Raw genomic sequence first — 23,999 nt, 5'->3', positions numbered from 1 at the left:
GCTGCTAGCTCGCAGCCACCTCACATGTCCATGAGTCATTCAAAATGTCGGACCACCTCCCTTCCTGTGTACGAGCGACCATACCCACGGCCCGGCGACCCGACAAGCAATTTTCGTTTCGCGCTCAGCGATCACAGACGATCGCCGCGTCGACGAGCCCGGACACCTCGGCGGCCAACGGCGACGGCGGCAACGGCCTGCCGTCGAGCGTGTGAACGCGGGCGGCGAGCGTGATGCTGGAGATCAGCCAGACACCGTGCGCCGCAGCCAGATCCGCCGGCCGCAGTGCGCGGTAGTCGCAGTCGAAGCCCTTGTTGCGGGCGACCTCGAACAGCGCCTGCGCGGTGGTGCCACGCAGGATCGGATACCAGGGCGGCGGGGTGAGCAGCACCGGGTTGTCCGGCTCGCCCGCGGCGATCACCACCGTCGAACGCGGCCCCTCGAGCACGAAGCCGTCGGAGCTCACGAAGATGACGTCGCCGGCGCCGTGGCGCTCGGCGTGCCGCAGCGCGGCCATGTTCACTGCGTACGACAGCGTCTTGGCGCCCGCGAGCAGCCACGGCAGGTCCGCCGCGCCCGCAGGAAGCCCGCGGTCGAGCAGCATGGCGGCCACCCCCTCGCGGCGTGCCACGGCCACCCGGGCGGCAAGTGCGCCGACGGTGGCGTAGGCCGTGGGCTCCGAACCGCTCTCCCGTCCGCGGCTGTACACCAGGCGCAGCACGCCTTCGCCCTCGTGATCGGCCGTCCAGTGCGCCGTCGCCGCGGCGACCGCTGCGCGCCAGCGGTCCAGGTCCGGCGCCGGCAGGTCGGTCATCTTCGCCGACTGCGTCAGCCGGGCCAGGTGCGCTTCCAGCAGGCACGGCGCGCCGTCGCGGATGAGCAGCGTCTCGAAGATGCCGTCGCCGCGCACGGCGGAAAGGTCGTCGGCGTGCAGCAGCGGCGCGTGCGGATCGTGCCGCGTGCCGTCGAGGGTCACCACGACCGAGGGTTGGCTGCCCATGGCCGGTTAGCCTAGCGCTCGTACAGTTGACGGTATGTCCGCAGTTCCCGCGCCCGAAGGCAGTCCCGACGCCGGCGCCGTCTGGCATCACGGTGATCCGTTCGGCGAGCAGCGCGCCGCCGCGCACGACGCCGTGGTGGTGGACCGCTCGCACCGCGGCACACTCACCCTCACCGGCGCCGACCGCCGCAGCTGGCTGCACAGCATCTCCACCCAGCACGTCAGCGAGTCCTCCGACGGCGCGGTCACCGAGAACCTCAGCCTCGATGGCCAGGGCCGCGTCGAGGACCACTGGCTGCAGTCCGAACTGGCAGGCACCACGTACATCGACACCGAGCCCTGGCGCGCGGAGCCGCTTCTGGCCTACCTGCGCAAGATGGTGTTCTGGGCCGACGTCCAGGTCGAGCCCGCCGATCTGGCGGTGCTGTCGCTGCTCGGCCCCGCGGTGGGCGACACGCCGGTGCTCGACGCGCTCGGCCTCGATTCGCTACCGGCGGAATCGACGGCGGTTCCACTCGACGGCGGCGGATTCCTGCGCCGGCTGCCCGCACGCGATCTCGAGATCGACCTCCTTGTGCCGCGCGAACGGACTGCCGATTGGCGGGCCCGGCTGACCGCGGCGGGGGTGCGCCCGGCCGGCGTGTGGGCCTATGAGGCGCTGCGCGTGGCGGCCGGACGGCCCCGCCTCGGCCTGGACACCGACGAGCGCACCATCCCCCACGAGGTGGGGTGGATCGGTGGTCCCGGCGTCGGCGCCGTCCACCTGGACAAGGGCTGCTATCGCGGCCAGGAGACCGTCGCCCGGGTGCACAACCTGGGCAAACCGCCCCGGATGCTGGTGCTGTTGCAGCTGGACGGGTCGAGCGACCGGCCGGCGACGGGCGATCCGGTGCTGGCCGGCGGGCGGGCGGTCGGCCGGCTCGGGACGGTGGTCGATCACGTCGACGAGGGACCCATCGCGCTGGCGCTGCTGAAGCGGGGGCTGCCTGTCGACACCGCACTCACCACCGGCGGTGCGGGCGACGTCGCCGCGGTGATCGATCCGGCCTCCGTGCCGGCGGCCGACGTGACCGGAGCGGGACGGCTTGCCGTCGAGCGCCTCCGGGGCGGCGCGCGGTGAGGGTGGTCACCCAAGGCAGGGCCTACCAGCAGACCGCAGCCGGGCACGGTAAAGTGACCGCAGGACAATAAACACACTCAGATCGGAGCCGCCTGCTCGCTGGGCCGCTCCGTTATTGCGCGAGGGGGTCCCCCCATGGGCCGCGGCCGGGCGAAGGCAAAGCAGACCAAGGTTGCACGTGAGCTCAAGTACAGCTCACCGCAGACCGACTTGAAGCGGCTCCAGCAGGAGCTGGGCGGGTCGAGCTCTCCTGGAGACAGTGACGGGTTCAACTCCGAGGACTACGTCGAAGACGACGACTGGCGACCGTAGCCCCTTCGCTCAGAACCGCGGGTGCTGACCGACCAGGTGTGCCCGCGGTTCGTCCTTACCGGCCTTCTTGACGGTGCCGAGCGTCCAGCAGTCGAGATGGCGGGCAGTCAGGATGGCCAGCGCGCGGTCGGTGTCCTCCGGCGCGACGACGGCCACCATGCCGATTCCCATGTTGAAGGTCTGTTCCATCTCGGCGCGGTCGACGCGGCCGCGCTGGGCGATCATCTGGAACACCGGGGCCGGCGTCCAGGTGCCGCGGTCGAGTTCGGCCGACAGGCCGTTGGGCACGACGCGTTCCAGGTTTCCCGCCAGTCCACCGCCGGTGATGTGGCAGAACGTGCGGACCTGGCTCTCGGCGGCCAGCGCTAGGCAGTCCTTGGCGTAGATACGCGTGGGTTCGAGGAGCTCTTCGCCGAGTGTGCGGCCGAACTCCTCGACGTGACCGGCGAGGTTCATCCGGTCGATCTCCAGCAGCACCTTGCGGGCCAGCGAGTACCCGTTGGAGTGCAGCCCCGACGAGCCGAAGGCGATGATGACGTCGCCCGGTTTCACCCGGTCGGGCCCCAGCACGTCGTCGGCCTCCACGATGCCGACGCCGGTGGCCGAGATGTCGTAGTGATCGGGCGCCATCAGGCCCGGATGCTCGGCGGTCTCGCCGCCCAGCAGAGCGCAGCCGGCGATCACACAGCCGTTGGCGATACCGGACACCAGTTCGCTGACGCGTTCGGGCACCGTGCGGCCGACGGCGATGTAGTCCTGCAGGAACAGCGGTTCGGCGCCGCAGACCACCAGGTCGTCGACGACCATGGCGACCAGGTCGAGCCCCACGGTGTCGTGCTTGTCCATGGCCTGGGCGACCGCGAGTTTGGTGCCCACCCCGTCGGTCGACGAGGCCAGCACCGGTTCGCGGTACCCGCCCCGCAGGGCGAACAGCCCGGCGAAGCCACCGAGGCCGCCGCGCACCTCGGGCCTGGTGGCCTTCGCCGCGAGGGGCTTGAACAGTTCGACGGCGCGGTCACCGGCTTCGATGTCCACCCCGGCCGACGCGTAGGAGATGCCGTGTTGTTCGGCGCGATCGGTCATCGAAGGAAAGGCTACCGGTACCGGCCGCGACACGGTACGCGCCTCGGATCATCGCTGCCTGCGCGTTTCCGCTCCGGGCGGCCCGGGGTGTGACACCGTGACCCGGCATGGACAACTTTCGCCGTTCGGCGCTCGCCGCGGCGGTGTCGGTGCTCACCGCATCGGCCCTGGCAGCACCGGCCGCGGCAACCCCGCCGCGGGACACTGAAGGCGTCGTGACCTGGGAGATGACCGACGGCGCCGCCCCGACCGGGACCGATTACATCTTCCGCAGGATCACCATCGCCCCTGGCGGCAGCACCGGCTGGCACTCCCATCCCGGCCAGCTCTTCGGCACGGTCAAGGAGGGCATCCTGATGCACAACCGGGCCGACTGCACGATGGACGGCCTCTATGTGGCGGGCCAGGACATCGCCGAGAAGGGCGGTCCGGGTTACGTCCACATCGGCCGCAATGTCGGGCCGACGCCCCTGGTGCTGGAGATCCTGTACATCAACCCGGCCGGCGCGCCGCTGTCGCAGGACGCACCGGATCCGGGTTGCGGGTTTGCCTGACCCCTGAAACGGTCATCCGGCGGCGTACCGGCTTCGAATACCTGGAGACGTTGACGAGAGATGGAGACCGCGGGTGCCTGCTGAACAGATCCGCTGCCTGGTGACCGGCGCCACCGGTTACATCGGTAGCCGCCTGGTGCCCCGACTGCTCGACGAGGGCCGTCAGGTCCGCGCCATGGCCCGGACACCGCAGAAGCTGGACGACGCGCCGTGGCGCGACCGCGTCGAGGTGGTGCGCGGCGACCTCACCGATCCCGACTCCCTGGTGGCCGCGTTCGAGGGCATGGACGTCGTCTACTACCTGGTGCACTCGATGGGCTCGTCGAAGGACTTCGTCGCCGACGAGAAGCGCTCGGCGTCCAACGTGGTGGCCGCGGCGAAGAAGGCCGGTGTCACGCGGATCGTCTACCTGAGTGGCCTGCACCCCAAGAACGTCGAGTTGTCGCGTCACCTTGCGTCGCGTACCGAGGTCGGGGACATCCTCATCGCCTCCGGCATCGAGACCGTGGTGCTGCAGGCGGGCATCGTCGTCGGCTCGGGCTCCGCGTCGTTCGAGATGATCCGCCACCTCACCGACCGCCTGCCCGCCATGACCACCCCCAAGTGGGTGCACAACAAGATCCAGCCCATCTCGATCGACGACGTCCTGTACTACCTGACCGAGTCCGCCACCGCCGAGATCCCGGAATCACGGACCTGGGACGTCGGCGGACCCGATGTCCTGGAGTACGGCGACGCGATGCAGGTCTATGCGAACGTCGCGGGTCTCCGGAAGAGATTCATCGTCGTGATGCCGTTCCTGACGCCGTCCATCGCGAGTTGGTGGGTGGGTCTGGTGACCCCGATCCCGTCCGGTCTGGCCCGGCCGCTGGTCGAGTCGCTGGCGCACGACGCGGTGATGGCGGAGCACGACATCGACGCCGTCATCCCGCCGCCACCGGGCGGTTCGATGTCCTACCGCGAATCGGTGACCGAGGCGCTGCAGCAGGACGGCACCGCGTCAACCGGCGGGCGGCGCCACCTGGTGAAGTTCAGTCCGACTGCGCCGCAGTAGAACTCAGGGGCGACGAACGGCCGAGGCGTTGTCGTTCTCGATCGACAGCGGCAGCCCGTTGCGTGCGGCCGTGGCCAGCATGTGCTCGATGACGTTCTTGCCCAGTGCGGTCTCGCCCGGCAGCTCGATCGGGTACTTGCCGTCGAAACATGCCGAGCACAGCCGCGATGCGGGCTGTTCGGTCGCCGCGATCATGGCGTGCTGGGAGATGTAGCCGAGGCTGTCGGCGCCGATCGCCCGGCGGACGGCTTCGAGTGTCTCGTCCTCGTCCTCGACGGCGTTGGCGATGAGCTCCGCGGGGGTGGCGAAGTCGATGCCGTAGAAGCACGGCCACTTCACCGGCGGTGAGGCGATCCGCACGTGCACCTCGAGCGCACCCGCCTCGCGCAGCATCCGGATCAGTGCGCGCTGCGTGTTGCCCCGCACGATGGAGTCGTCGACGACGATCAGCCGCTTGCCGCGGATCACTTCCTTGAGCGGATTGAGCTTGAGCCTGATGCCCAGCTGCCGAATCGTCTGCGACGGCTGGATGAAGGTGCGGCCCACGTAGGCGTTCTTCATCAGGCCCTGGCCGTAGGGGATGCCGGAGCCCTGCGCGTAGCCGACGGCGGCGGGCGTCCCCGATTCGGGGACACCGATCACCAGGTCGGCCTCGACGGGCTTCTCGGCGGCCAGCCGGCGGCCGATCTCGACGCGGGTGCCGTGCACGGACCGGCCGCCGATGACGCTGTCCGGCCGGGCGAGGTAGACGTACTCGAAGACGCAGCCCTTCGGCGTCGGGTTGGCGAACCGGGTGGAGCGCACCCCGTCGGCGTCGATGGCCAGCAGTTCGCCCGGCTCGATGTCGCGGACGAACGATGCGCCGACGATGTCGAGCGCGGCGGTCTCGGACGCCACCACCCACCCGCGGTCCAGCCGGCCCAGCGACAGCGGGCGTACGCCGTAGGGGTCGCGGGCGGCGTAGAGGGTGTTCTCGTCCATGAACGTCACGCAGAACGCGCCGCGGACGGTGGGCAGCAGCGCCAGCGCGGCCTGCTCGAGCGTGGAGTCGGCCGCGCCGTGGGCCAGCAGCGCGCCAAGGATGTCGGAGTCCGTGGTGGCCGCGCCGGGTGTGCGGGGGTTGATCAGCCCGGCGTCGCGGGCGCGGGCGGCGAGTTCGGTGGTGTTGACCAGGTTGCCGTTGTGGCCGAGGGCGACACCGGTGCCCGCCGCGGTGTTGCGGAACACCGGCTGGGCGTTCTCCCACGTGGTCGACCCGGTGGTGGAGTAGCGGCAGTGGCCGATCGCGACGTGGCCGTCCATGGCGGCCAGGGTCTGCTCGTCGAACACCTGACTGACCAGGCCCAGATCCTTGAAGACCAGCACCTGCGAACCGTCCGCGACGGCGATGCCCGCCGCCTCCTGGCCGCGGTGCTGCAGGGCGTAGAGGCCGTAGTAGGTGAGTTTCGCGACGTCTTCGCCCGGTGCCCAGACACCGAACACGCCGCACTCTTCCTTGGGGCCCTCTTCGGGCTCGAGGTCTGTCTGGCCGGTCACGTTAGGGGCTGCTCCGTGGGGGCGGTGGGTGACATGACCGAGCATACGGTCACAGGCGGGTGTTCGAGGAATCGCGGCGGCAGTGTCGCCGGTGAATCTCGGAGGTACAACACCGTCGCAGCTGCAGGTCATTCCCGCGTCGCGGCCCACACAACGCCGCCGGGCTGTGGCGAAGCTAACCCTCGAGCGTGACCACCGGAAGCCACTGCGCGATCTCCCCGGCCCGCGAACCCGAAAGCGTGATGTCGTGTGCGCTCACCGCGGCGTCGACGGTCGTGAGCCCCGTCGCCAGCCGCAGCCAGGTCCGCCCGTCGGTCTCGACGACGTTGGGTGGGTTGCCCCGGGTGTGGCGGGGGCCGGAGATGCACTGCACCGCAACGAAGGGCGGGACGCGTACTTCGACGCTGGCGCCGGGCGCCGACGCGGCGAGGGTGCGGGCGGTGAGGCGCACCGCCTCGGCGAGCTCGGTGCGCGACGGTTCCGGCCGGACGGCGTCGCGCAGCCAGTCGGCGACCGCCACGACGGCGGCGCGGGTCTTTGCCGGATCGGGACTACGACGGGTGGCCATATCTTAGGGTCGCAAAGTGATTGATCTTCACCACCACCCGCCGTACAAAACGGCGGGTGCGGCGTTGATCGCATTGATGGTCGTCGTCGGCGTGCTGTTCTCACTCCAGTTCCGTGGCGCGTTCACACCGAGGGCCGAGCTGACGGTGGTGTCGTCACGCGCGGGGCTGGTGGTCGATCCTGGGTCGAAGGTGACGTTCAACGGGGTCGAGATCGGCAGGGTCACCGGTATCGGCACCGTCGCCACCGACGACTCTCAGCAGGCCCGGCTGTCGCTGGACGTCGATCCCCGCTACCTGGGGCTCATCCCGGCCAACGTGGTGACCGACATCAACGCGAGCACGGTGTTCGGCAACAAGTACATCGCCTTCAGCTCTCCGGCCGATCCTGCCGCGCAACGCCTTTCAGACGGTGACGTGGTGGTGGCGTCGTCGGTGACCACCGAGTTCAACACGGTGTTCGAGACGGTCACCGCACTGGCCGAACAGGTCGACCCGATCAAACTGAACCAGACGCTGAGCACAACGGCGCAGGCGCTGACCGGGCTCGGCGACCGGTTCGGCGGCTCCCTGACCGACGGCAACGCCATCCTCGACGACCTCAACCCCCGGATGCCGCGGCTACGCGAGGACGTCACGAACCTCGCCGACCTCGCCGACGTCTACGCAGACGCCTCGCAGGACCTGTGGGACGGCCTCGACGGAGCCGTGGTGACCGCACGTGCGCTGAACGACCGGCGTGCCGACGTGGACGCCGCCCTGCTCGCGTCCATCGGGTTCGCGAACACCGGGGGCGACGCCTTCGAGCGGGCCGGCCCGTATTTCGTCCGGGTGGCCGAGGATCTGGGGCCCACGGCCAAGCTGCTCGACGACTACCGCGGCATGATCTTCTGCACGATCCGCAACTATCACGACGTCGCTCCGGAGATCCAGCGCACCCTCGGCGGCGACAACGGGTTCTCACTGCGGTCGGCGGGTGCCCCCACGGGTGCGGGGAACCCTTACATCTATCCCGACAACCTGCCGCGGGTGAACGCCCGCGGCGGCCCGGGCGGCCGACCGGGGTGCTGGCAGAAGATCACCCGCGAGCTCTGGCCGATGCCCTACCTGGTGATGGACACCGGATACAGCATCGCCCCGTACAACCACCTGGAGATCGGCCAGCCCTTTGCGATCGACTACGTGTGGGGCCGCCAGTTCGGCGAGCTCACCATCAATCCCTGACTGTCGGTGTGTTGACATCAAGTTCCGTTGAGGTTTTACGTTGGCGGGCATGATGTTCAAACCGCGCGAGATCGCATTTCTGCGTGAGGCCGACCTGGGTCGGCTCGCCACGATTCAGTCCGACGGCACCCCGCAGAACAGTCCGGTGGGGTTCACCTACAACGACGAACTCGGCACCATCGACATCGCCGGCTACCGGATGTCGCGCAGCCAGAAGTTCCGCAACATCGCCCACCACCCCGGCGTGGCGTTCGTGGTCGACGACATCTACTCCCGCGACCCGTGGCGGGTGCGCTGCCTGGAGATCCGCGGCAGCGCCGAGCAGGCGCAGGCCGGGACGGCCGGCTCAGGCGACGGGCTCGACCCCGCGATCATCCGCGTGCATCCCCGCCGCATCATCAGCTTCGGCATCGACGACACCGAGACCGCGCCGCACGATCTCGTCGCCGACATCCGCGACGTCTGATTCTCATCACGCGGTTCGCCGCAGGATCACCAGCGCGGCAACGGCCCCCGCCTCGTTGACCGCGAAGTGCGCCAGCATCGGCGCGGCGATGCTGCCTGAGCGTTCCGCGAGCAGGCCGAACACCCAGCCGGCGAGCCCGGTCGCCACGACCACGGCCGCCACCGGCTGACCGGCTGCCCGCGCGTCGGCGATGTGCGACAGCCCGAACGCCGCGGACTGCAGCAGCCGCCCGCCGTCCGGCCCGAACGCCTCCGCGGCGAGCGTGCCGAGCGCGGCGCGAAACGCGGTCTCCTCGGCCCACACCGTGCCGAGCGGGATGCGCAGCAGCAGCCAGCGCACCGGGCGGTCGGGCACCTTCTGGCCCGCCATCGCCGAGCGCACAGCGGGCAGCACGGTGGCCGTCCCGACGGCCGCCGCCACGACAGCGACCACGGCCGAGCCATGGCGCAATCCGGTCCTGAGCTCGGGCGGCCGCAGGCCGAGCGGTGCGCGCGTCAGCCGCACCAGCGCGGTGCCGAAGGCGGCCTGCACCAGCGGATGCCAGCGCGCCGGTAGCCGCGGGCTCACCAAACCCTTGAGGGTGACGAGGGTGACGGCGAGCGCCACCGCCCGGAAACCGCGCCGCGACACTAGTATTCGGGCCCGTCGGCCGCGGCGGACTTCTCCAGGGCCAGCCGGATGCGTGCCGTGTCCTCGGCGGTCCAGCCGTCGGGCGGCGCGACGGCAGCCCATCCGTCGAGCACCGAGTCACCGTAATTGTGGCCGTGCCCGCCCGGCACCCCCGACGCGTTCGTCATGTCGGCGCCGACCTGCCAGAAGGTGACGATCGGGTACCAGCGCATCGACGCGGTGCGGTCACGGCCCGGCGCCTCCCTCAGCCAGTCGGGCCGGGAGAACAGCAGATCCGGTGACCACCACACGATCGGATCCGACGGGTGTTGCAGGAACAGCACGCGGGTGCCCTCCCACGGGTCGGCGGTGTCCTGCGCGATCTCCTGCGGACCGGTCGCCTCGGAGAACCGGACGGTGCGCCCGTTGTCGTAGCGCGGGGCGACCTCCGGCGTGCCGGGATCGCGCCGCTCGATGATGGCGCGCCACAGGGGGCTGGCGTTGGGCGGGCCCACCCAGAGCACCGACGAGAAGCCCATCCTGGCGATGTCGGGCAGCCACGCGAACGCGCCCTGGCCGCCCATCGATCCGAGACTCTCGCCGTAGAGCACCAATTCGGGTCGCCGGTCCGCGGGGCGCCTTTCCCAACGCTCGTGGATCGCGTCGATCATCAGCCGTCCGGTGTCGATCGACTTCTGCCGGTCACCCAGGAACGAGATCCAGCTCGGCAGGTAGGAGTACTGCATCCCGACCATCGCCGTGTCGCCGTTGTACATCAGCTCCAGCGACCGCGCGGCCACCGGGTTGATCCACCCGGTGCCGGTGGTCGGGACGATCACCAGCAGCTGCCGGTCGAAGGCGCCGGTGCGCTCGAGTTCGGAAAGCAGCAACGCGACCCGCTGCTCGTCGGTGTCGGCCGACTGCAGCCCGGCGTACACCCTGATCGGCTCCAGCGCCGGGCGCCCGTTGACGGCTTCGAGCTCGTCGGCGTTCGGCCCGGACGCGACGAAGTTGCGGCCCTGGAAGCCAAGGGAATCCCACGACGCGAAGGATTCCGGGCTGCCCGAGCGCTGCGGTTGGGTCGGCGCCACGATGCCGTCACGGGTGGTGGTGTTCTGTGGCTGGAACACCCGGTTCGCACCGGCCAGGAAGCCGCGCAGCAGCACGCCGTTGATCAGCGTGATGACGAGCACCACGACGATGGCGGTGCCGATGAACAGCGCCACCTCCTGATGCAGGTGCCAGCGCCTGATCAAGGTCCGGGCAAGCGCCTTCACCGCGTCGAGCAACACCCGGGTGACCGCGACGCAGGCGGCGCCGACGAGCACGGCGATGATCAGCGTGCGCGAATGTCCCAGTGTGGTCGGACCTTCCACGCCGGTCACGGCCGAAACCTGCCGCTGCCACGCCGCGGCGGGAACGAGCATCGCCACGCTGGCGGCGATCGCCAGTACCACCGTCAGCCCCTTGGCCCAGGACAGCACCCGCTGCGGCGGCGGCCAGCGCCGGGAATGACGAAACACGAAGCGGTGCAGCATCGTCGCGGTGAACACGCCGATCCCGTAGCCGATGGCGCCGTTGATGCCGCCGATCAGTCCCTGGAACAGCCAGTCCCGCGGCAACAGTGACGGCGTCAGCGACAGGCAGAAGAACAGCGCACCGAAGCCGATCCCGACGAAGTCGAGGCGGATCAGGCTCCAGGCCCAGATCAGCAGCGGGTGGCGCGTTCGGCGTTGTTCCCCCTCGGCGAGTCGCTCGCCGGTACGGTCGTCGGTCGGCGCACTCACCCGAACAATCCGGGGAGCACGCCCTCCGACGTGCTGCGCAGCTCCGCGAGGGACACGCTGAATTGGTCCTGCACCTCGACGGCGTCGCTGCCGTCGTCCGCCACACCGATGCGGGTGGCGGGTAGGCCGCGCGCCTCGCACATCGACCGGAACCGGCTCTCCTCGGTGCGCGGCACGGCGACCAGCACCCTGCCCGCCGACTCGGAGAAGAGCGTGACGAACGGATCGGCTCCGTCGGGAAGAATGACGCGGCAACCGGTTTCGCCCGCCAGTGCCGCCTCGACCACAGCCTGGATCAGTCCGCCCTCGGACAGGTCGTGGGCCGCGGAGATCAGGCCGTCGCGCGATGCGGCGGTCAGCACCTCGCCGAGCAGCTTCTCCCGGTCGAGGTCCACCTGCGGTGGCGTGCCGCCGAGGTGGCCCGCGGTGACCTGCGCCCAGATGGAGCCGTCGAACTCGTCGCGGGTCTCGCCGAGCAGGATCAGCGTCTCTCCGGGCTCGGTGCCGAGGCCGGTGGGGATGCGGCGCTTGACGTCGTCGATCACGCCGAGCACGCCCACCACGGGGGTGGGCAGGATCGGGGTGCTGCCGGTCTGGTTGTAGAAGCTGACGTTGCCGCCGGTGACCGGGATGCCCAGTGCGGCACACCCGTCGGCGAGCCCGCGGACCGCTTCGGAGAACTGCCACATCACGCCGGGGTCCTCCGGCGAGCCGAAGTTCAGGCAGTTGGTCACGGCGACGGGGGTCGCGCCGGTGACGGCCACGTTGCGGTAGGCCTCGGCGAGCGCCAGTTGCGCCCCCGCATAGGGGTCGAGCGCGGTGTAGCGGCCGCTCGCGTCGGTGGAGACCGCGACGCCGCGGCCGGTGGCCTCGTCGATGCGCAGCACACCGCCGTCGGCGTGTTCGGCGAGCACGGTGTTGCCGCGCACGTAGCGGTCGTACTGCTCGGTGATGTACGCCCGGCTGCACAGGTGCGGGCTGCCCACCATGGCCAGCAGGGTGGCGCGCAGTTCGTCACCGGTCTGCGGCCGGGGTAGTCCGGCGGTGGTGTCGGCCGTCAGCGCGTCCTGGCTGTCGGGCCGGGCCAGCGGGCGCTGGTAGACCGGACCCTCGTGCGCCACGGTGCGCGGCGGGACGTCGACGACGGTCTCACCGTGCCAGGTGATCTCCAGCCGGTCGCCGTCGCTGACCTCCCCGATGACCGTGGCCAGCACCTCCCACTTGCGGCACACCGCCATGAACGCGTCGACGTTGTCGGGAGTGACCACCGCGCACATGCGTTCCTGCGACTCGCTGGACAGCACCTCCGCCGGTGTCATGTTCTTCGCACGCAGGGGCACGCGGTCCAGCTCGATGCGCATGCCACCGTCGCCGGCCGACGCGAGTTCGGATGTGGCGCAGGACAGTCCGGCGCCACCGAGGTCCTGGATGCCGACCACCAGACCGGCGGCGTACAACTCGAGGCAGCACTCGATGAGCACCTTCTCCATGAAGGGGTCGCCGACCTGCACGCTGGGCAGCTTCTTGCGTCCGGGCCCCGATCCCTCGTCGCCGCCGAACGTCTCCGACGCCAGCACCGACACCCCGCCGATGCCGTCCAGGCCGGTGCGCGCGCCGAACAGGATGATCTTGTTGCCGGTGCCCGATGCGAAGGCCAGATGCAGATCCTCGGTGCGCATCGCGCCGACGCACAGGGCGTTGACCAACGGGTTGCCTGCGTAGGAGGCGTCGAAGACCGTTTCGCCGCCGATGTTCGGCAGGCCGAGCGAATTGCCGTAGCCGCCGATGCCGCGCACCACACCGTCGAGCACCCGGCGGGTGTCGGGGGCGTCGGCCGCGCCGAAGCGCAGCTGGTCCATCACCGCGACCGGGCGGGCGCCCATCGCCATGATGTCGCGCACGATGCCGCCGACGCCGGTGGCCGCCCCCTGGTAGGGCTCCACGTAGGAGGGGTGGTTGTGTGACTCGACCTTGAACGTGACCGCCCAGCCGTCGCCGATGTCGACCACGCCGGCGTTCTCGCCGATGCCGGCCAGCATCCCGGCGCGCATCTCGTCGGTGGTCGTCTCGCCGAAGTAGCGCAGATGCACCTTCGAGGACTTGTAGGAGCAGTGTTCACTCCACATCACCGAGTACATCGCCAGCTCGGCGTCGGTGGGCCTACGGCCGAGTATCTCGCGGATCCGCTGGTACTCGTCGTCCTTGAGGCCCAGTTCGCGGTGGGGCTGGGGTTGGTCGGGGCTGGCTGCCGCCCGCTCGACGGTGTCCAGTGTGGGTCCGACCTCCTGCGTCACGGGGACCAGTCTAATTCCCCTGTCGCTTCGCTCCTGCCCGCCGCACCTAGTCGCCCCGGGGCACTGTGCTCCCGATCACCGCTCCGCGCGTGCGCGCGTGCCGCCGCTGGAGCGCCCAGTCCGTGCAGCACCACGCTGCCCAGCACGGTGATCACCATCGCCAGCAGGACCTCGTGTTCGGCCGTGTCGGACAGCGTGTTGAAGGCCAGCAGCGACCAGCCGGCGAGCACCACGGAGACGGCGATCAGTGACAGCAGCACGGCGCGATCATTTCACCGCCCGTGGACGCTCATCCCTCCGCGACGCAGAACGCGTTGCCCGCCGGGTCGGCGAGCACCACCCAGCGGAATTCCTCGCCGAAGCTGTGGCGACCCGTCTCCTCCGCACCGAGGCCCACCAGCCGGGCCACCTCCGCCTCCACGTCAGCGGCCGCGAAGTCGAGGTGCAGCTTGTTCTTTCCCGGCGTCGGGTCGGGCACCCGCTGGAAGCCCAGTTGCGGGCCGTTCGCCTGCGCGACGAGCACGAATTCGCCTGGCACGACGGCGTTGACGTCACCGCCCACCGCCCCTGCCCACCAGGCGGCCAGCCCGTCCGGGTCGTCACAGTCGAAGGTCAGCGTCTCCACTCTGAGTGCCATGGACCCGACCCTAGGTCAGGCCACCGACAACCGATAGACACGCCGGGCGTTGTCGCGCAGCACGGCGTCCTCGTCGAACGCGTCGCCCAGGACCTCGCGCAGCATCCAGATGCTGTCCGGCAACCACACATTGGGCTTGTCGATCGGATAGTTCGACGCCCAGAACGAGCGCTGCGGCCCGAACACCGAATACAGGTGGGCGATCAGCGGTGCGGCGAGGTCACGCAGTCGTTCGCGCGGCACAGCCCCGGCGCCCAGCACCGGCATGCCGAGGCCGCCGAGCTTGGCGACGACGTTGGGCAGCGCGGCGAGTGCGGCGATGTCGTCACGCCAGCGGGCCAGGATGTCGCCGCGCTCGGCTCCGGTGGTGCCGGTGTGCCGGCCGCGCGGGCCGAGCGCACCCACCGGCGTGGCGAAGTGGTCGAGCACGAAGGTGGTCTGCGGGTACTCGCGGGCGAGCTTCGCCGCGTCGGGGAGCTGGTGGCTGTAGACCCAGATGTCGAAGGTGAGGCCGCGCTCGGCCACCGCCGCGAAACCACGGAGGAACGATGGCGCGGCGAGCAGGTGCGGCGAGGCTGTCCAGTCCATCACGCCGGGGTCGTCGTGGTGGGCGGCCAGGCAGCGCACGCCCCGCACGAGCGGGCTCGCCTCGAGGTGGGCGTCGAGCACTCCGGCCACACCGGACTCACCGGGGTCGGCGTGCACCACGATCGCGCCGAGGGAAGGCGCGCCGTCGCGGCCGAACGGCAGCGCCGCGATCCACCGCGTCTCGTCGACCGCGCCGAGCGGTTCCTTCGACTCCCAGCCCGCCTGGACGTGGACGACGGTGCGCACGCCGGCGGCCGCCGCGTCGTCCCGGTAGTCCTCGGGCAGGTACCGGTCGAACAGATACCGCGCATCGCCGACGAACTCGCGGTTGCTGCGCGGGAACACCCGCACCAGCGCCGGCATCACCAGCGGCGCGCGGCGCACCACCTTCGCGACCGCCGACACCTTGCGCGGGGTGGTGAACGGGTCCCACTGGTGGATGTGCGCGTCCACCACGTCTCGTGCGATCACGGGTTCACTGTGGCGCGCCGACGCCGCATCGGCAGGCGAATCCGCGGAAATCAGGCAGGCGCCAGGAACGCCTGCAGCGCCGCCGAATACGCCGCGACGTCGTGCGCGCCCATCAGCTCGCGCGCCGAGTGCATCGCGAGCTGGGCCGCACCGACGTCGACGGTCGGGATGCCGGTGCGCGCCGAGGTCATCGGGCCGATGGTCGACCCGCACGGCAGGTCGGCGCGGTGCTCGTAGCGCTGCAGCGGGACGCCGGCCTGATCGCACGCGAGCTGGAATGCCGCGGCGGTCCGGCTGTCGGTGGCGTAGCGCAGATTCGGCTGGACCTTGAGCACGGGTCCGGCGTTCACCTCGATCAGATGCAGGGGTTCGTGGCGCTCGGGGTAGTTCGGATGGGTGGCGTGCGCCATGTCGCCGGAGGCCACCATCGATCCCGACAGCCGGCGCAGCAGGTCTTCGCGCGCGCCGCCGGCCGCCAGCGTGATCCGTTCCAGCACGGTCGGCAACAGGTCGGACTGCGCGCCATGATCCGACGTCGACCCCACCTCCTCGTGGTCGAACAGCGCGAGCACCGGCACGGCGCGGCCGGCCGCGGTGGTGGCGAGGAAGGCTTCCAGCCCGGCGTAGCAGGTGCCCTGGTTGTCCAGCCGGGGCGCACTGACCAGATCCTCGGTCGCGCCGACGAGGCGCGAACCCGCGAGGTCGTGGGTCATGAGGTCCGCGGCGAGCACATCGCCGGCCGCCACGCCCGCACGGTCGGCGACGTACTCCAGGAACGACCGGGTTCCGCTCCCCACGCCCCACACCGCGTTCAGGTGTCGCTGCGGGTCGAGGGTGACGCCCTTGCGGTCGTCGGACAGGTGGATCGCCAGCTGCGGCACCCGCAGGATCGGTTCGTCGACGCGTACCAGCACGTCCTGCACGCTCCCGCCGCCGCCCCCGCCGCCGCGCACCGAGAGCCGGCCACTCACGCCGAGGTCGCGGTCCAGCCACGAGTTCAGCCAGGCACCGCCGTAGGGCTGCAGCGCCACCACCTGCCAGCCCGACACGAAGCGGTCCGGATGCTGCTTGACCCGCAGGTTGGGGCTGTCCGTGTGGCCGCCGACAATCCGGAACGGCGCACCGGGGTCCTCACCCGCCCGCCACGCGACCAGTGACCCCGCCCGCACCGTGAAGTAGTCACCCGGATCGGCCGGCCAGGCGTCGGACTCGGCCAGTTCGGTGAAGCCTTCGGCCCGCAACCGTTCGGCGACGGTGACGCAGACGTGGAACGGCGACGGCGAGGCGTCGATGAACTCACAGAGGTGCTGGGGGCTAGCTGCCATCTTTCAAGTTTGACGGGCGATTTCACTGATCTTGACGCTAGGGTCCACGTTGTGCCCGATCCGCTGCCACAACCGGTGCTGGCGCCGCTGACTCCGGCGGCCGTGTTCCTGGTCCTCACCGTCGACGACGGCGGCGAGGAAACGGTGCACGACGGGCTCGCCGACATCTCGGGGCTGGTGCGTTCCATCGGTTTTCGCGATCCCAGCAAGCGGCTGTCGGTGGTGGCCTCGATCGGGTCCGACGCGTGGGACCGGTTGTTCTCCGGTCCCCGGCCCGCCGAGCTGCACCCCTTCGTCGCGCTGCACGGTCCGCGGCACGACGCCCCCGCGACGCCCGGCGATCTGCTGTTCCACATCCGCGCGGAATCGATGGACGTGTGCTTCGAACTGGCCACCAAGCTGGTCGAGGCGATGGCCGGCGCCGTCACCGTCGTCGACGAGGTGCACGGCTTCAAGTTCTTCGACAACCGGGACCTGATGGGCTTCGTCGACGGCACGGAGAACCCGGACGGCCCGCTGGCGCGCAGCGCGACGCAGATCGGGGACGAGGACCCCGATTTCGCCGGCGGCTGCTACGTACACGTGCAGAAGTACCTGCACGACATGGGGTCGTGGAATGCGTTGCCGGTCGGCGAGCAGGAGCGGGTGATCGGCCGCACCAAGCTCGACGACGTCGAACTGGGTGACGACGCGAAGCCCGCGAACGCGCACATCGCGCTCAACGTCATCACCGACGACGCGGGCAACGAGCTCAAGATCCTGCGGCACAACATGCCGTTCGGCGAGATCGGCCGTTCCGAGTTCGGCACCTACTTCATCGGCTACTCGCGGACCGCCGCGGTGACCGAGCGGATGCTGCGCAACATGTTCATCGGCGATCCGCCCGGGAACACCGACCGCATCCTGGACTTCTCCACCGCCGTGACGGGCGGCATGTTCTTCTCCCCGACGATCGACTTCCTCGACGACCCACCGCCGTTGCCCGGCGCGGCCGCCGTCCCGGCCGCGCCTCCCGCGCCGTCCCCCGCCTATGCCGGTTCCCTCTCGATCGGCAGCCTGAAAGGACAGTCCCGATGAACAACCTCTACCGCGAGCTGGCACCGGTCACCGACGGGGCATGGGAGCAGATCGAACAGGAGGCGACCCGAACGTTCAAGCGCCACATCGCCGGTCGTCGCGTCGTCGACGTGAGCGAGCCGGGTGGCCCGGTCACCGCGGCGATCAGCACCGGCCATCTGGTCGACGTGACGTCACCGGGCGACGGCGTGTTCGCGCATCTGCGCGACAGCAGGCCGCTGGTGCGGCTGCGGGTCCCGTTCACGGTGTCGCGCAGCGCGATCGACGACGTCGAACGCGGTTCGCAGGACTCCGACTGGGATCCGGTCAAGGACGCCGCGAAGAAGCTGGCGTTCGTCGAGGACCGCGCGATCTTCGAGGGCTATCCGGCCGCGTCGATCGAGGGCATCCGCGGCTCGAGTTCCTGCCCGAACCTCAAACTGCCCGCCGATCCGCGGGAGATCCCCGACGTCATCACCCAGGCGCTGTCGGAACTGAGGCTGGCCGGCGTCGACGGCCCGTACAGCGTGCTGCTGTCGGCCGACGTGTACACGCAGGTGAGCGAGACGACGGTGAACGGCTATCCGATCCGCGAGCACCTCAACCGGCTCGTCGACGGCGACATCATCTGGGCGCCGGCCATCGACGGGGCATTCGTGTTGTCCACCCGCGGTGGGGATTTCGATCTGCAGCTCGGCACCGACGTGTCGATCGGATACCTGTCGCACGACGCCGACACCGTGCAGCTGTACCTGCAGGAGACGCTGACGTTCCTCTGCTACACCGCCGAGGCGTCGGTCGCCCTGACGGCCTGAGCCGGTCGCGAGGCGCTCAGGCCGACGCGAGCACCGCGTCCAGCGCCGAGTAGAACAGGCCGAGGCCGTCGTCGGACGGACCGGTCAACGCCTCGGTGGCGTGCTCGGGGTGCGGCATCAGGCCGACGACGCGGCCGTCGGCCGAGCTGACGCCCGCGATGTCGCGCATCGACCCGTTGGGGTTGTCGCGGTAGCGGAACACCACCCGGCCCTCGCCCTCGAGTTCGTCGAGGGTCTTCTCGTCGGCGACGTAGCGGCCCTCCCCCGACTTGAGCGGGACCAGGACGTCGGCGCCCGGTTCGAAGCGGGTGGACCACGCCGAGGACGTCGAGGCGACCTCCAGCCAGATGTCGCGGCACACGAAGTGCAGGCCGGCGTTGCGGGTGAGCGCACCGGGCAGCAGACCCGCCTCGCACAGCACCTGGAAGCCGTTGCAGATGCCGAGCACCGGCAGCCCCTCGCGGGCATCGCGGACCACCTCACCCATCACCGGGGCGAACTTCGCGATCGCGCCCGCGCGCAGGTAGTCGCCGTAGGAGAAGCCGCCGGGCACCACGACCGCGTCGACCCCCTTGAGGTCGGCGTCGGCATGCCACAGGCTGACCGCCTCGGCGCCTGAGAGCCGCACCGCGCGGGCGGCGTCGATGTCATCGAGGGTGCCGGGGAATGTGATGACCCCCACACGCGCCGTCATGCCTGCTCCCTGCTGACCGACCAATCCTCGATCACCGTGTTCGCCAGCAGGGATTCGGCGATCTCGGCGATCGTCTCGTCGGTCACGCTGTCGTCGACCTCGAGTTCGAATCTCTTGCCCTGCCTGACATCTGACACTCCGGCGATGCCGAGGCGACCGAGCGCACCGACGATTGCCTGGCCCTGCGGATCGAGGATCTCCGCCTTGGGCATCACATGCACCACCACCCTTGCCACGGGACAACTGTACCGGCGTGGGTGGCGCAGCCGCCCTACCGGCACGAGTCGATGTAGGCGACGCACAGCGGGGCGGCCATCGCGTCGAGGACATCGGCGTCCGCGACGGCCGGCCACGGGCGGGCCTGCCGGCCCGTCGACCACAGCGCCAGCTCGCTGATCGTGCCGCTGCGCGGGTCGACCAGCAGGTATTCGTGCAGCGTCGGTCCGGCTGCGTCGCTGATCACCGCGGCTTTGCGCTCCGGTTCGGCGGTGGTGAGCGATGGCGAGGTGTGCGGGGCGGTCAGCTGGCACCGGCGCAGTGCGGCGACACCCGCGTCGTAGACCTCGGTCGCCGTCTCACCGGCCCGCCAGGCCTCCCCGCGCCAGTGCATCACCTGCGCCTGCAGGTGCCACATGCCGTCGGGCGAGGTCACGACGGCGCGGGACGCCACGGCGTAGGCGCGTGCGTCGTCGACCGGTGGCGAGGCGCACGCCTCTTCGAACCGGAACAGTGGCGCCGTCACCGGGGTGGCGACGGCGCCGAGTTCGGGCCATCGGTAGGCGTCGTGCAGCGGGATCGAGCTCGGGGCGATCCAGGCGGACTGCGGAATCCGGTCGCAGAACGGCGGGCAGTCCAGCGGGGCGGCGTCCCCATGAGCGGGCGCGAACGCCAACCCACAGCCGGCCAGCACCGCCGCCAGCAGAATTCGCATCGAGAACCCCCGCGCTCACGCCCCGCCCGAGCGCCACAATATAGGCATGCAACTGACGCATTTCGGCCATTCCTGCCTTCTCGCCAGCTTTTCCGCCGGATCCGGTGAATCCGGGGCCGAGACGACGGTGCTCTTCGACCCCGGCACGTTCTCCCACGGCTTCGAGGGCATCACCGGCCTGTCGGCGATCCTGATCACCCACCAGCACCCCGACCACGCCGACACCGAGCGGCTGCCTGCCCTGCTGGAGGCCAACCCGCAGGCCGCCCTCTACGCCGACCCGCAGACCGCGGAGCAGCTGGGCGAGCCGTGGCGGGCCGTGCACGTCGGCGACGAGTTCGGCATCGGCCACCTGCAGGTACGCGGCGTCGGCGGCAGGCACGCCGTGATCCATCCGGAGATCCCGGTGATCGACAACATCTCCTACCTGCTCGGCGACGGCGATCACCCGGCCCGGCTCATGCATCCTGGTGACGCGCTGTTCGTGCCCGGTGAGCCGGTCGAGGTACTGGCCACCCCGGCAGCGGCACCGTGGATGAAGATCTCCGAGGCGGTCGACTACCTGCGGGCGGTCGCGCCGGCCCAGGCGGTGCCCATCCACCAGGCGATCATCGACCCGAGTGCGCGCGGCATCTACTACGGCAGGCTCTCGGAGATGACCGACACCGATTTCCGTGTGCTCGAACCGGAGAACGGCACCGCGTTCTGACCTGAGCCGGGCCTCAGGCGATGTCGCGGGCGGCGCCGCGGCCGGCGGCCCGGCCGGAGAAGATGCAGCCGCCCAGGAAGGTCCCCTCCAGCGAGCGGTAGCCGTGCACGCCGCCGCCGCCGAAGCCGGCCGCCTCGCCGGCCGCGTACAGCCCCGGATACGCGGACCCGTCGGCGGTCAGCACGCGGGAATCGAGGTCGGTCTCCAACCCGCCCAACGACTTCCGGGTCAGGATGTGCAACTTCACCGCGATCAGCGGCCCGGCCTTCGGGTCGGTGAGGCGGTGCGGGGCGACCACCCGGCTGAACCGGTCGCCGAGATACGCCCTGGCTCCGCGGATCGCGGTGATCTGGCTGTCCTTGGTGAACCGGTTCTCCACCTCGCGGTCGCGTGCGGTCACCTCAGCGGCCACGGCGTCGTAGTCGAGCGGCACCACGGCGGGCACGCCGTTCATCGCGGCGACCAACTCCCGCAACGAGTTCGCGCTGACGAAGTCGACGCCCCGGTCGACGAAGGCCTGCACCGGGGCCGGTGCGCCCGGTCGCACCCTGGCCAGCACCTGCCGCACGCTCCGGCCGGTGAGGTCGGGGTTCTGCTCCTGCCCCGACAGCGCGAACTCCTTCTCGATGATCCGCGCGTTGAGGATGAACCAGGTGTAGTCCTGCCCGGTGGTGCAGATGTGTTCCAGTGTGCCGAGGGTGTCGAAGCCCGGGTACAACGGCACGGGCAGCCGTTTCCCGTTGGCGTCCAGCCACAATGACGACGGGCCGGGCAGGATCCGGATGCCGTGCAGCGGCCAGATCGGGTCGTAGTTGGTGATGCCCTCGGTGTAGTGCCACATGCGGTCGGCGTTGATCACCCGCGCTCCGGCGGCCTCGGTGATGCCGATCATCCGCCCGTCGACGTGGGCGGGCACACCGCTGATCAACTGTTCGGGCACCCGGCCCATCCTGGGCGGCCAGTTCTTCCGCACCAGGTCGTGGTTGCCGCCGATGCCGCCGCTGGAGACGATCACCGCCGAGGCGCGAAACTCGAACTCGCCGACAGTGTTCCGTGACGACGGCGCACCCCGCACCGCGGTCGACGGTTCGAGGACGGCGCCCCGCACGCCGGTGACGGCGCCGCCCTCGACGATCAACTCGTCGACGCGGTGCCGGTGCGCGAACCGCACCGTGCCCGGGTCCGCACGCAGCCGCCGCTCGAACACCTCGACGATCGCTGGGCCGGTGCCCCACGTGACGTGGAAGCGCGGCACGGAATTGCCGTGCCCGGTGGCGCCGTAGCCGCCCCGCTCGGCCCACCCGACGAGCGGGAAGGTCTGCAGTCCGCGGGCCCGCAACCAGCTGCGCTTCTCCCCCGCCGCGAAGTCGACGTAGGCGTGCGCCCATTGCCGCGGCCAGTGGTCCTCGGGCCGGTCGAAGCCGGCCGAGCCCAGCCAGTCCTGCAGTGCGAGTTCGTGGCTGTCGCGGATGCCGAGCCTGCGCTGTTCGGGGCTGTCGACGAAGAACAGCCCACCGAACGACCAGTACGCCTGACCACCGACGTTGGCGGCGTTCTCCTGGTCGACGATTAGCACGCGCCGGCCCCGCTCGACGAGCTCGCAGGCCGCGACCAGACCGGCCAGGCCGGCTCCTACGACTATGACGTCAGCGTCCACAGGACGCTACGTTAGCCCTGCCCGCTGTGCGCGGAGCTCAGGCGGCGTCGGTGAGCGCCACGGGCGTCGTCCAGCTGTAGACCGCCGGTGCGCACCGGTGCATGAGCGCGAGGTCGACGGCGTCCAGCACGGCCTGCCGCGGACCGGGACGGTGCAGCTGTTTGGCCGACACCGCGAGCCGGACCATGCCACCGCGGCGGGCGGTGCGGTCGGCGGTGAGCACCAGCGTGCGGCACCACCACGGTTCGGTGAGGAAGCCGGCGCCGATACCGACGACGCGGGCGCGCACGGTGGTCTGCCGCACCAGGTCGGTGATCCCGGTGAGGCCGGCCATCAGACGGAAGCCGTTGCGGGGCAATGCCGTCACGGTGCCCTGCGAGACGGTCCAGCCGGGGGCGGCGAACAGCCGGGTGCGCAGACCGAGGTGTTCGAGCACCCGGTCGGCGCCCATCAACCGCAGGTTGGCCTCGTGCGCGGGCAGGGTGGCGAACTCGCTGCGGCGCTGCTTGGTCGCGGCCTCGTCGAAGCCGTGCAGCACGATGGCGGCGCCGTCCGCGCGGCGTTCTGTCAGCCAGCCCACCGTCCGCTCGTCGCGGTCCAGCCGGTAGCCCCCCTTGAGGCGGGGGGCGACCAGGAACGACGACGGCACGTTGCGCGCGTCGAGTTCGGCGCAGAACGAGGCGACGTGGGGCAGCGTGCGTTCGCTGATATGGGCGATCGAGACGATCAGTTGTCCAGCCACATGTGCAGTGTGGCAACGCCAGGTGTCGTGACGGTTGCCGACACGTGGGCGGGAGTTGTCTATCGCGGCAAGACCGCTTCGATGGCGGTGATGACCTCCGGTGCGTCCGGCTCGGTGCGCGGACGGAACCGGTTGACCACGGAGCCGTCGGGTGCGATGAGGAACTTCTCGAAGTTCCACTGGATGTCACCGGCCTCGCCGCCGGCGTCGGGTGTCTTGGTCAGCTCGACGTAGAGCGGATGCCGGTCCGGCCCGTTGACGTCGGTCTTGGCCAGCAGCGGGAACGTCACGCCGTAGTTCTGCGAGCAGAAGGTCTGGATCTCCTCGGCACTGCCGGGCTCCTGGCCCATGAACTGGTTGCAGGGCACGCCGATGACGGTCAGGCCGCGCCTGCCGTACTCCTGGGCCAGCCGCTCCAGGGCGCTGTACTGCGGCGTCAGACCACATTTCGAGGCGACGTTCACCACGAGCACCGCGCCGTCGGTGATCTCGGCGAGGTTGGTGGGGGTGCCGTCGAGGGTGGTCAGCGGGATGTCGGACAGCGACGTGTCAGCCATGTCCGCACGCTACCGCAGGCCCTGGGTCAGCGACCGAAGAGCATCGTGGCGGTACGGCGGGCGGTGGCGATCGGATCGGCGTCGGTGTCGACGGCCTGGTTGAGCCAGAGCAGCGAGAAGCCGTGCACCAGCGACCACGCGGCGAGCGCGGCGGCTTCGGGATCGGCCTCGGCACGGTCGTCGGCGAGGGTGCCGACGCCGCGGGCCAGCTC

The 23,999-nt window shown here is 70.4% G+C and carries 27 protein-coding genes; 9 read left to right on the top strand and 18 right to left on the bottom strand.

Annotation, left to right across the window (positions count from 1 at the left end; translation table 11 throughout):
• Positions 1–124: 124 nt before the first annotated feature.
• Positions 125–1,000 (bottom strand): aminodeoxychorismate lyase, encoded by an 876-nt coding sequence (locus Q2100_RS05420; protein WP_302913151.1) that lies wholly within the window; start codon positions 998–1,000, stop codon positions 125–127.
• Positions 1,001–1,034: 34 nt separating this feature from the next.
• On the opposite strand from Q2100_RS05420, the gene ygfZ reads away from it, so the two are divergent.
• A complete protein-coding gene (gene ygfZ, locus Q2100_RS05415) occupies positions 1,035–2,120 on the top strand; it encodes a CAF17-like 4Fe-4S cluster assembly/insertion protein YgfZ (RefSeq protein ID WP_302913150.1) in 1,086 nt (361 codons plus the stop codon).
• A gap of 135 nt (positions 2,121–2,255) precedes the next feature.
• Positions 2,256–2,432 (top strand): DUF3073 domain-containing protein, encoded by a 177-nt coding sequence (locus Q2100_RS05410; protein WP_302913149.1) that lies wholly within the window; start codon positions 2,256–2,258, stop codon positions 2,430–2,432.
• A gap of 9 nt (positions 2,433–2,441) precedes the next feature.
• On the opposite strand, the gene purM is transcribed toward Q2100_RS05410, so the two are convergent.
• Positions 2,442–3,515, bottom strand: coding sequence for a phosphoribosylformylglycinamidine cyclo-ligase (gene purM / locus Q2100_RS05405; RefSeq protein WP_302913148.1), 1,074 nt, complete (start codon positions 3,513–3,515; stop codon positions 2,442–2,444).
• A gap of 107 nt (positions 3,516–3,622) precedes the next feature.
• Between purM and Q2100_RS05400 the strand changes: the two genes are divergently transcribed.
• A complete protein-coding gene (locus Q2100_RS05400; protein WP_302913147.1) occupies positions 3,623–4,069 on the top strand; it encodes a cupin domain-containing protein in 447 nt (148 codons plus the stop codon).
• A gap of 73 nt (positions 4,070–4,142) precedes the next feature.
• Positions 4,143–5,123, top strand: coding sequence for an NAD(P)H-binding protein (locus Q2100_RS05395; protein ID WP_302913146.1), 981 nt, complete (start codon positions 4,143–4,145; stop codon positions 5,121–5,123).
• Positions 5,124–5,126: 3 nt separating this feature from the next.
• Here the strand turns inward: Q2100_RS05395 and purF are convergent, their stop codons facing one another.
• Both purF and Q2100_RS05385 read right to left on the bottom strand, forming a co-directional pair.
• Complete coding sequence (purF, locus tag Q2100_RS05390; RefSeq protein ID WP_407667580.1) at positions 5,127–6,704, bottom strand: amidophosphoribosyltransferase; 1,578 nt, start codon at positions 6,702–6,704, stop codon at positions 5,127–5,129.
• A gap of 130 nt (positions 6,705–6,834) precedes the next feature.
• On the bottom strand, positions 6,835–7,227 hold the full coding sequence (locus Q2100_RS05385) for a sterol carrier family protein (protein WP_302913144.1): 393 nt from the start codon (positions 7,225–7,227) through the stop codon (positions 6,835–6,837).
• Positions 7,228–7,243: 16 nt separating this feature from the next.
• On the opposite strand from Q2100_RS05385, the gene Q2100_RS05380 reads away from it, so the two are divergent.
• Together Q2100_RS05380 and Q2100_RS05375 are read left to right on the top strand one after the other, a co-directional pair.
• Positions 7,244–8,449, top strand: a complete 1,206-nt coding sequence (locus Q2100_RS05380; protein WP_302913143.1) for an MCE family protein — start codon at positions 7,244–7,246, stop codon at positions 8,447–8,449.
• Between the two features lie 49 nt (positions 8,450–8,498).
• Positions 8,499–8,915 (top strand): PPOX class F420-dependent oxidoreductase, encoded by a 417-nt coding sequence (locus Q2100_RS05375; RefSeq protein ID WP_302913142.1) that lies wholly within the window; start codon positions 8,499–8,501, stop codon positions 8,913–8,915.
• Between the two features lie 6 nt (positions 8,916–8,921).
• Here the strand turns inward: Q2100_RS05375 and Q2100_RS05370 are convergent, their stop codons facing one another.
• The 7 genes from Q2100_RS05370 to Q2100_RS05340 are packed head-to-tail and all read right to left on the bottom strand — an operon-like array spanning position 8,922 to position 16,626.
• Positions 8,922–9,545 (bottom strand): Rv0804 family intramembrane glutamic endopeptidase, encoded by a 624-nt coding sequence (locus tag Q2100_RS05370; protein WP_302913141.1) that lies wholly within the window; start codon positions 9,543–9,545, stop codon positions 8,922–8,924.
• Entirely contained in the window at positions 9,545–11,311 is a 1,767-nt protein-coding gene (locus tag Q2100_RS05365) for an alpha/beta hydrolase (RefSeq protein ID WP_407667578.1), read from the bottom strand. The genes Q2100_RS05370 and Q2100_RS05365 overlap by 1 nt, the downstream gene beginning before the upstream one ends.
• Positions 11,308–13,605, bottom strand: coding sequence for a phosphoribosylformylglycinamidine synthase subunit PurL (gene purL / locus Q2100_RS05360; protein WP_302913140.1), 2,298 nt, complete (start codon positions 13,603–13,605; stop codon positions 11,308–11,310). Before purL ends, Q2100_RS05365 begins: the two co-directional genes overlap by 4 nt.
• On the bottom strand, positions 13,602–13,865 hold the full coding sequence (locus tag Q2100_RS05355; protein WP_302913139.1) for a hypothetical protein: 264 nt from the start codon (positions 13,863–13,865) through the stop codon (positions 13,602–13,604). The genes purL and Q2100_RS05355 overlap by 4 nt, the downstream gene beginning before the upstream one ends.
• 29 nt (positions 13,866–13,894) lie before the next feature.
• Complete coding sequence (locus Q2100_RS05350; protein WP_302913138.1) at positions 13,895–14,242, bottom strand: VOC family protein; 348 nt, start codon at positions 14,240–14,242, stop codon at positions 13,895–13,897.
• A 15-nt stretch (positions 14,243–14,257) separates the two neighbouring features.
• Positions 14,258–15,301, bottom strand: a complete 1,044-nt coding sequence (locus Q2100_RS05345) for an amidohydrolase family protein (RefSeq protein ID WP_302913137.1) — start codon at positions 15,299–15,301, stop codon at positions 14,258–14,260.
• A 50-nt stretch (positions 15,302–15,351) separates the two neighbouring features.
• On the bottom strand, positions 15,352–16,626 hold the full coding sequence (locus Q2100_RS05340; RefSeq protein ID WP_302913136.1) for a M18 family aminopeptidase: 1,275 nt from the start codon (positions 16,624–16,626) through the stop codon (positions 15,352–15,354).
• 51 nt (positions 16,627–16,677) lie between these two features.
• Here Q2100_RS05340 and Q2100_RS05335 point away from each other — a divergent pair, with 51 nt between their 5' ends.
• Positions 16,678–17,703: a Dyp-type peroxidase gene (locus Q2100_RS05335; RefSeq protein WP_302913135.1), complete on the top strand. Its 1,026-nt coding sequence runs from the start codon at positions 16,678–16,680 to the stop codon at positions 17,701–17,703.
• Positions 17,700–18,497: a family 1 encapsulin nanocompartment shell protein gene (locus Q2100_RS05330; protein WP_264013964.1), complete on the top strand. Its 798-nt coding sequence runs from the start codon at positions 17,700–17,702 to the stop codon at positions 18,495–18,497. The genes Q2100_RS05335 and Q2100_RS05330 overlap by 4 nt, the downstream gene beginning before the upstream one ends.
• A 16-nt stretch (positions 18,498–18,513) precedes the next feature.
• Here the strand turns inward: Q2100_RS05330 and purQ are convergent, their stop codons facing one another.
• Genes purQ through Q2100_RS05315 form a run of 3 tightly spaced genes read right to left on the bottom strand, consistent with a single transcriptional unit; the run spans position 18,514 to position 20,122 of the window.
• Positions 18,514–19,191, bottom strand: coding sequence for a phosphoribosylformylglycinamidine synthase subunit PurQ (gene purQ / locus Q2100_RS05325; protein WP_302913134.1), 678 nt, complete (start codon positions 19,189–19,191; stop codon positions 18,514–18,516).
• The gene (purS, locus tag Q2100_RS05320) at positions 19,188–19,427 is read right to left on the bottom strand and encodes a phosphoribosylformylglycinamidine synthase subunit PurS (protein WP_264013966.1); all 240 of its coding nucleotides are present in this window, start codon (positions 19,425–19,427) and stop codon (positions 19,188–19,190) included. The genes purQ and purS overlap by 4 nt, the downstream gene beginning before the upstream one ends.
• Before the next feature lie 35 nt (positions 19,428–19,462).
• On the bottom strand, positions 19,463–20,122 hold the full coding sequence (locus tag Q2100_RS05315) for an ATPase (RefSeq protein ID WP_302913133.1): 660 nt from the start codon (positions 20,120–20,122) through the stop codon (positions 19,463–19,465).
• Between the two features lie 46 nt (positions 20,123–20,168).
• Here Q2100_RS05315 and Q2100_RS05310 point away from each other — a divergent pair, with 46 nt between their 5' ends.
• Complete coding sequence (locus Q2100_RS05310) at positions 20,169–20,831, top strand: MBL fold metallo-hydrolase (protein WP_302913132.1); 663 nt, start codon at positions 20,169–20,171, stop codon at positions 20,829–20,831.
• Positions 20,832–20,844: 13 nt separating this feature from the next.
• Here Q2100_RS05310 and Q2100_RS05305 read toward each other — a convergent pair whose 3' ends face one another.
• From Q2100_RS05305 to Q2100_RS05290, 4 genes are all read right to left on the bottom strand, one after another.
• Positions 20,845–22,488 (bottom strand): FAD-binding dehydrogenase, encoded by a 1,644-nt coding sequence (locus Q2100_RS05305; protein WP_302913131.1) that lies wholly within the window; start codon positions 22,486–22,488, stop codon positions 20,845–20,847.
• Positions 22,489–22,525: 37 nt separating this feature from the next.
• Complete coding sequence (locus Q2100_RS05300; protein WP_302913130.1) at positions 22,526–23,230, bottom strand: DUF2334 domain-containing protein; 705 nt, start codon at positions 23,228–23,230, stop codon at positions 22,526–22,528.
• Between the two features lie 59 nt (positions 23,231–23,289).
• Complete coding sequence (locus Q2100_RS05295; protein WP_302913129.1) at positions 23,290–23,787, bottom strand: glutathione peroxidase; 498 nt, start codon at positions 23,785–23,787, stop codon at positions 23,290–23,292.
• 26 nt (positions 23,788–23,813) lie between these two features.
• Positions 23,814–23,999 (bottom strand): WHG domain-containing protein (locus tag Q2100_RS05290; protein WP_302913128.1); only part of this gene is annotated, 186 nt, incomplete at its 5' end.

This window comes from Mycolicibacterium arseniciresistens, assembly GCF_030519285.1.
GTDB lineage: Bacteria > Actinomycetota > Actinomycetes > Mycobacteriales > Mycobacteriaceae > Mycobacterium > Mycobacterium arseniciresistens.
This window is presented reverse-complemented; position numbering and strand designations above follow the sequence as displayed.